The 6,681-nt window shown below is 72.3% G+C and carries 4 protein-coding genes; all 4 read left to right on the top strand.

The window, feature by feature from the left end; genetic code table 11:
• The first annotated feature begins 142 nt into the window (after positions 1 to 142).
• The 4 genes from ACWGIU_RS25460 to ACWGIU_RS25445 all read left to right on the top strand — a co-directional run bounded on the left by ACWGIU_RS25460 (position 143) and on the right by ACWGIU_RS25445 (position 6,621).
• Positions 143 to 832, top strand: a complete 690-nt coding sequence (locus tag ACWGIU_RS25460) for an SDR family oxidoreductase (protein WP_453709436.1) — start codon at positions 143 to 145, stop codon at positions 830 to 832.
• Positions 829 to 1,812, top strand: coding sequence for a methionine synthase (locus tag ACWGIU_RS25455; protein ID WP_453709434.1), 984 nt, complete (start codon positions 829 to 831; stop codon positions 1,810 to 1,812). Before ACWGIU_RS25460 ends, ACWGIU_RS25455 begins: the two co-directional genes overlap by 4 nt.
• 31 nt (positions 1,813 to 1,843) lie before the next feature.
• On the top strand, positions 1,844 to 4,045 hold the full coding sequence (ligA, locus tag ACWGIU_RS25450; protein WP_453709432.1) for an NAD-dependent DNA ligase LigA: 2,202 nt from the start codon (positions 1,844 to 1,846) through the stop codon (positions 4,043 to 4,045).
• Between the two features lie 386 nt (positions 4,046 to 4,431).
• Complete coding sequence (locus ACWGIU_RS25445; protein ID WP_453709430.1) at positions 4,432 to 6,621, top strand: putative bifunctional diguanylate cyclase/phosphodiesterase; 2,190 nt, start codon at positions 4,432 to 4,434, stop codon at positions 6,619 to 6,621.
• Positions 6,622 to 6,681 lie beyond the last annotated feature (60 nt).

The following is a 6,681-nucleotide window of genomic DNA, read 5'->3' as shown; positions in this document are numbered from 1 at the left end:
CGTCCGCGCCGGGGACGGAGCGCCGGGACGGACCGCCGGGACGGAGCGCCAGGACGGACCGCCGGGACGGGGAGTCCCGGGGCGATCCGTGGCACCGGGGCTTCGCCCTCCCCGGCACGCGGGACCTGCGAGCATGGGCGGTATGGCTACTCACTTGATCACCGGTGCCGGCTCCGGCATCGGCGCCGCCGTCGCGGCCCGGCTGCACGCCCGCGGCGACGACCTCGTCCTCCTCGCCCGGGACGCCGGCCGTGCCCGCGAGCTCGTCGACCGTTACCCCGGCGCCACGTCCCTCGTCGGCGACCTCGCCGATCCCGACCGGCTGTCGTGGGCGTTCTCCAAGCAGGCCGTTCCGGAGCGGATCGACTCCCTGCTGCACATCGCAGGGATCGTCGACCTCGGACCGGTCGGTGAGCTCCGGCCCAAGACCTGGCACCAGCAGCTCAACGTGAACCTGATCGCCCCCGCCGAGGTCACCCGGCTGCTGCTGCCCACCCTGCGGGCCTCACACGCCGACATCGTCTTCGTGAACTCCGGCGCCGGACTGCGCGCCCACGCCGACTGGAGCGCCTACGCCGCCTCCAAGCACGGGCTCAAGGCGCTCGCCGACTCGCTGCGCGACGAGGAGAAGCCCCACGGCATCCGCGTCACCTCCGTCTACCCGGGCCGCACCGCCAGCCCCATGCAGGCCAAGGTGCACTCCCAGGAGGGCAAGGACTACGACCCGGCCGCCTGGATCGACCCCGAATCCGTGGCGACCACCATCGTCATGGCCATCGACCTGCCCCGCGACGCCGAGGTCAACGACCTGAGCGTCCGGCCGGGCCGATGAGCGCCGGCGCCACCGGCGTCGGATCGCTGCCCGGCGGCGACGCCCGCGAGGCAGCGAAGACCGTCACCGGAACCTTCGAGGAGTTCCCCTACCTCGCCGAGCTGCCCGCCCGCGGGCCCGGCGCGGACATGATCGGCCGCTCCCTCGGACTGCTCGTCGACATGTACGCCCACGTCGAGCCCAGCGGCTGGCGGATCAGCGACCGCCCGGGGCGGGACTCGAAGCGGTCCCGGTCCTGGCTCGGGGAGGACCTCGACGCGCTGGAAGAGTTCACTCAGGGCTACGCGGGCCGGCTCAAGGTCCAGGCCGTCGGGCCGTGGACGCTGGCCGGCGCCCTGGAGCTGCACGGCGGCGAGGCCATGCTGCAGGATCCGGGGGCCTGCCGGGACCTGGCCGGATCGCTGGCCGAGGGCCTGCGCGAGCACCTGGCCGACGTACGCAGGCGCATTCCCGGGGCGCAGGTCGTGCTGCAGCTCGACGAGCCCTCCCTGACGGCCGTACTCCTCGGCCGGGTCCGCTCGGCGAGCGGCTACCGCACCTACCGCGCCGTCGACCGGCAGGTGGTCGAGGGCACGCTGCGCGACCTGTTCGCCGTCCACGACGGGGAGGTCGTGGTGCACTCCTGCGCGCCCGAGGTCCCCTTCGGCCTGCTCCGCCGGGCCGGCGCCACGGGCGTGTCGTTCGATTTCTCGCTGCTCACCGAGCGCGAGGACGACGCCATCGGGGAAGCGGTCGAGGGCGGCACGAAACTCTTCGCCGGAGTGGTGCCCGGCACCGACACCCCGTTGTCGGACCCGGGCGGTAGCGTCATGGGTGTCAGGAAGCTTTGGCGCAGGCTGGGGCTGGCCCCGGGGACTCTGGCGGAGTCCGTCGTGGTCACCCCGTCGTGCGGTCTGGCGGGCGCTTCGCCCGCCTACGCCCGCGCGGTGCAGGCGCATTGCGTCAGGGCGGCGAGGTCGCTCGCCGACAACCCTGAGTGACGGTCGAAGACGGGCCACAGGAGGACACGGCATGGCAGCCGAACAGCAGGACACGGCAGTACCGACGGCTGTGCGTGATCAGCACGCGCTGCTGGCGGAGCAGGTCGAGGAGCACCGCTTCCGGTACTACGTGAACGACCAGCCGGTCGTCAGCGACGCCGAGTTCGACCAGCTGCTGCGCTCGCTGGAGGCACTGGAGGAGCAGTACCCGGAGCTCCGTACGCCCGACTCGCCCACCCAGAAGGTGGCCGGGGCGTACGAGACGGACTTCGCCTCCGTCGAGCACCGGGAGCGGATGCTCTCCCTCGACAACGCCTTCGACGACGAGGAACTGTCGGCCTGGGCCGAGCGGGTGGCCCGGGACGTGAACACCTCGGACTACCACTACCTGTGCGAGCTGAAGGTGGACGGCCTCGCCGTCAACCTCACCTACGAGAAGGGCCGTCTCACCCGGGCGGCCACCCGCGGCGACGGCCGCACCGGCGAGGACATCACACCCAACGTCCGCACCATCGCCGAGATCCCGGACCGCCTGAAGGGCGACCGGATCCCGGCTCTGGTCGAGATCCGCGGTGAGGTCTACTTCCCGATGGAGAAGTTCCTGGAGCTCAACGCCCGTCTGGTGGAGGCGGAGGGCAAACCCTTCGCCAACCCGCGCAACGCGGCGGCCGGTTCGCTGCGGCAGAAGGACCCCAAGGTCACCGCGAGTCGCCCGCTGCACATGGTCGTGCACGGCATCGGCGCCCGCGAGGGCTTCGAGATCGAGCGTCAGTCGCAGGCGTACGAGCTGCTGCGCGAGTGGGGCCTGCCGACCGCGCGGCACAACAAGGTGGTCTCCACCCTCGCCGAGGTCCGGGAGTTCATCACGGACTTCGGCGTGAACCGGCACTCGGTGGAGCACGAGATCGACGGCGTCGTCGTCAAGCTCGACGAGATCGCCCTCCAGGGCCGGCTCGGCTCCACCGCGCGCGCCCCGCGCTGGGCCATCGCCTGGAAGTACGCGCCCGAAGAGGTCAACACCAAGCTGATCGACATCAAGGTCGGTGTCGGCCGCACCGGCCGCGTGACCCCGTACGCACAGGTCGAGCCGGTGAAGGTGGCGGGCTCCGAGGTCGAGTTCGCCACCCTGCACAACCAGGAGGTCGTCAAGGCCAAGGGCGTTCTCATCGGGGACACCGTCGTCCTGCGCAAGGCGGGCGACGTCATCCCCGAGATCCTCGGCCCGGTGGTGGACCTGCGCGACGGCACCGAGCGGGAGTTCGTGATGCCGGCCGTCTGCCCCGCGTGCGGGACGGAGCTGCGGCCGATGAAGGAGGGGGACATCGACGTCAGATGCCCCAACGCGCAGACCTGTCCGGCGCAGTTGCGCGAGCGGATCGCGTACCTGGCCGGCCGGCAGTCCCTGGACATCGAGAACTTCGGCATGGTGGCGGCGGCCGCGCTGACCGGCCCGCTGGAGCCGGCCCGGCCGCCGCTGCTGGACGAGGGGGACCTCTTCGGCCTGACCATCGAGCAGTTGCTGCCCATCAAGGCGTACGTCCTGGACCCGGACAGCGGGCTGCCCAAGCGTGACCCCAGGACGGGCGAGGAGAAGATCGTCAGGGTCTTCGCGAACCAGAAGGGCGAGCCGAAGAAGAACGCCCTGTCGATGCTGGAGCACATCGCCGCCGCCAAGAACCGCCCGCTCGCCCGCATCATCAACGGCCTGTCGATCCGTCACGTCGGACCCGTCGCGGCCGAGGCCCTCGCCCGCGAGTTCCGGTCGATCGAGCGCATCGAGCAGGCCACCGAGGAGGAGCTGACCGCGACCGAGGGCGTCGGCGCGATCATCGCCGCCTCGCTCAAGGAGTGGTTCGCGGTCGACTGGCACCAGGAGATCCTGCGCAAGTGGCGGGAGGCCGGGGTCCGGATGGAGGAGGAAGGTTCCGCCGAGGAGGAGGGCCCGCGGCCGCTGGAGGGGCTGACCGTCGTCGTCACCGGCACCTTGCGGAGCCACACGCGGGACGGCGCCAAGGAGGCCCTGCAGAGCCGCGGCGCCAAGGTCACCGCATCCGTGTCGAAGAAGACCTCCTTCGTCGTGGTCGGTGACAACCCGGGCTCGAAGTACGACAAGGCCGTGCAGTTGAAGCTCCCCATCCTCGACGACGCCGGATTCGCCGTGCTGCTGGAGCAGGGGCCGGACGCGGCACGGGAGGCCGCGCTCCCGGTGGACGGCGGGGGCGGAGCGGAGTAGTACCGACAGGGGAATCGCCGAAGGGGAGTGGCGAAGGCGGACGGATGCGTGGCGTGCGGCCGAACGGGCGGGCGCACGCCAGGCGCGACGAACGGTGGTAAACGGCCGGTACAAGGCTGGTCGCAGGGCGGTGAGCTGTCGGATCATCGGACGGGTGACAGGGGGGCCCGGTCCCAACTCACCTGTTCGGCGGATACCGTACTGATGAGGATGGCTGGGTCGCATTCGGGCAACCACTGCCGACCGCTGCCCCTGGGAGCCTCGCGCGTCCTACTGTTGAGGGGTGCGCCTGTCGTGCACGGCTGCAGGATGCGATTTCGGCCGTGGTGGCATGACATCGGGGCCATCGCGTGACATCGGCATCGCCGGCTGTGAGAGGTACGGGCATGAAACCCACCGAAAGCGCCGACCCGTCACCTGAATTCGGCGGGGACATCCCGTCCATGCGGGCGGGCAGGACGGGCAGGCTCGGTCTCCTGGGTGCCAGGACACCGGAGACCCGACCGGTCCCCACCGGTGCGGGCGGGCAGGAGCGGCGCGGCGCGCTGCCGCTCATCGTCGTGGGCCTCGCCGTCACGGTGCTCACCATCGGCATCGTCTCCGCGCTGAGCGGCCGTCATGCGCTCTTCCCCGGCGGGCCGGTCGGCTGGGCACTGGCCCTCCTCACCGGCATCATCGTCGGCCACCTCGTCGCCCTCGGCCGCGACCGCTGGTGGGGCGGCACCGGATCGGGCGCGGCCCTCACCCTCGGCGTGCTCATCCTCTACGGATGGGTCCCCGCCGGACTGGTCTCGCTGGCGGTGGTCTCCCTGGTGGGGGCCGCGCGTCGGCACCGCTGGCGGCAGGGGCTGCTGCACGGCTCCGTGGACATCCTCGGCATCGGCGCCGGCGCCCTCGTACTCGCCGCCTTCGGTGAGGCGCCCTCCGTCGAGACCCCCTGGCTACCCGGGTTCTGGGGGCTGGAGGCGGTCCCCGAGATCGTCCTCGTCGCCGTCGCCTACCTGCTGGCCACCCGGTTCCTGCTCTGGATCGCGCTGGCCCCGCGCGGCGACGGGCTGCCCACCGTCGCCCGCACCGCCCTGCTCCGGCACGCCTTAGTCGCCGTGGCGCTGCTCGGCATCGCCCCCCTCATCTGCGTCGTCGCCGTCACCCAGCCGGTCCTGCTGCCGCTGTTCGCCGTACCGCTGATCGCACTGGACTCCACCCTGTGGATCGCCCGGGCCCGCGCCGAGGAACAGCTGCGGGACCCGCTGACCGGGCTGCCCAACCGGCAGTGGCTGCTGGAGCGGGCCTGGTCCGCCCTGGACGAGGCCGAACGTTCCGGCACCCGGGCCGCGCTCGTGCTCATCGACCTCGACCGCTTCCGGGCGGTCAACGACACCCTGGGGCACCTGGCGGGCGACCGCCTGCTCCTCCAGATCGCCGAACGGCTGCGCCAGGCCCTGCCCGAGGACGCCGAGGCGGCCCGGCTCGGCGGCGACGAGTTCGCCGTCCTGCTGCCCTTCGCCGACTCCACCACCAGTGCCCAGCGCATCGCCCGCCACCTGGTCGCGGAGCTCAGCTCCCCCCTCGACCTGGACGGCCTCACGCTCGTCCTGGAGGCCAGCGCGGGCCTCGCCGTCTTCCCCGACCACGCGCTCGACGCGGAGGGGCTGCTGCGGCGCGCGGACGTCGCGATGTACCAGGCGAAACGCGACCGCACGGGAGTCGAGGTGTACGAGTCCAAGCGGGACAGCAACACCCCCGACCGCCTGGGCCTCCTCGGTGACCTCCGAAGGGCCCTGGACGCCGGGGAAGTGGAACTCCACTACCAGCCGAAGGTCCGCTTCGACGGCCAGGTCGCAGGCCTCGAAGCGCTGGTGCGCTGGGTGCATCCGGAACGCGGGCGGGTGTCCCCGGACGAGTTCATCGCGATCGCCGAGACCTCCGGGCTGATGCCGCACCTGACCGAGTACGTACTGGAGACGGCCCTCGCCCAGGTGGCGCGGTGGCGGGCCCAGGGCCTCAAGGTCCCGGTGGCCGTCAACGTATCGCCCCGCGACGTCCACACCCCGGGCTTCGCGGGCGCGGTCGCCGCCAGACTGGCCCGCCACGGGGTCCCGGCGAGCGGGCTGCAACTGGAGATAACGGAACACGTCCTGCTGGAGGACCCCCAGCGGGCGGCCGACACCATGGCCGGGCTCACCGGTCACGGCGTGAAGATGTCCCTGGACGACTTCGGCACCGGCTACTCCTCGCTCGTCCACCTGCGCCGGCTGCCGGTCAGCGAGCTGAAGATCGACCGGTCGTTCGTCGGCCGGCTGGCGGTCGACGCGCAGGACGCGGAGATCGTCCGCTGCACCGTGGACCTGGCGCACTCACTCGGCCTGCTGGTCGTGGCGGAGGGCGTGGAGGACGACGAGACGTGGGAGCGGCTGCGGGACCTCGGTTGCGACGCCGTCCAGGGTTGGCTGGTCGCCGCCGCCATGCCGCCGCAGGAGGCCACCGCCTGGCTGCTGGCCCGCGGCGAGCGAGGCTGGCGCCGCCCGGCGGACATCACGGCCGAGCTCGCGGCCGCCGAGGCCGACGCCGTCTGACTCTCGTCGGGTGCGGTCGGCCCGCGGGTGCCGCGCCGCTGCCGGGGCTTCGCCCCGGAC

The sequence above is a fragment of the Streptomyces sp. NPDC054840 genome, from assembly GCF_053611065.1.
This window is presented reverse-complemented; position numbering and strand designations above follow the sequence as displayed.

What these genes read in the sequence shown, in the direction of transcription:
- ACWGIU_RS25445 (WP_453709430.1), top strand. Translation starts at nt 4,432, where the DNA reads ATGAAACCCACCGAAAGCGCCGACCCGTCACCTGAATTCGGCGGGGAC.
- ligA (WP_453709432.1), top strand. Translation starts at nt 1,844, where the DNA reads ATGGCAGCCGAACAGCAGGACACGGCAGTACCGACGGCTGTGCGTGAT.
- ACWGIU_RS25460 (WP_453709436.1), top strand. Translation starts at nt 143, where the DNA reads ATGGCTACTCACTTGATCACCGGTGCCGGCTCCGGCATCGGCGCCGCC.
- ACWGIU_RS25455 (WP_453709434.1), top strand. Translation starts at nt 829, where the DNA reads ATGAGCGCCGGCGCCACCGGCGTCGGATCGCTGCCCGGCGGCGACGCC.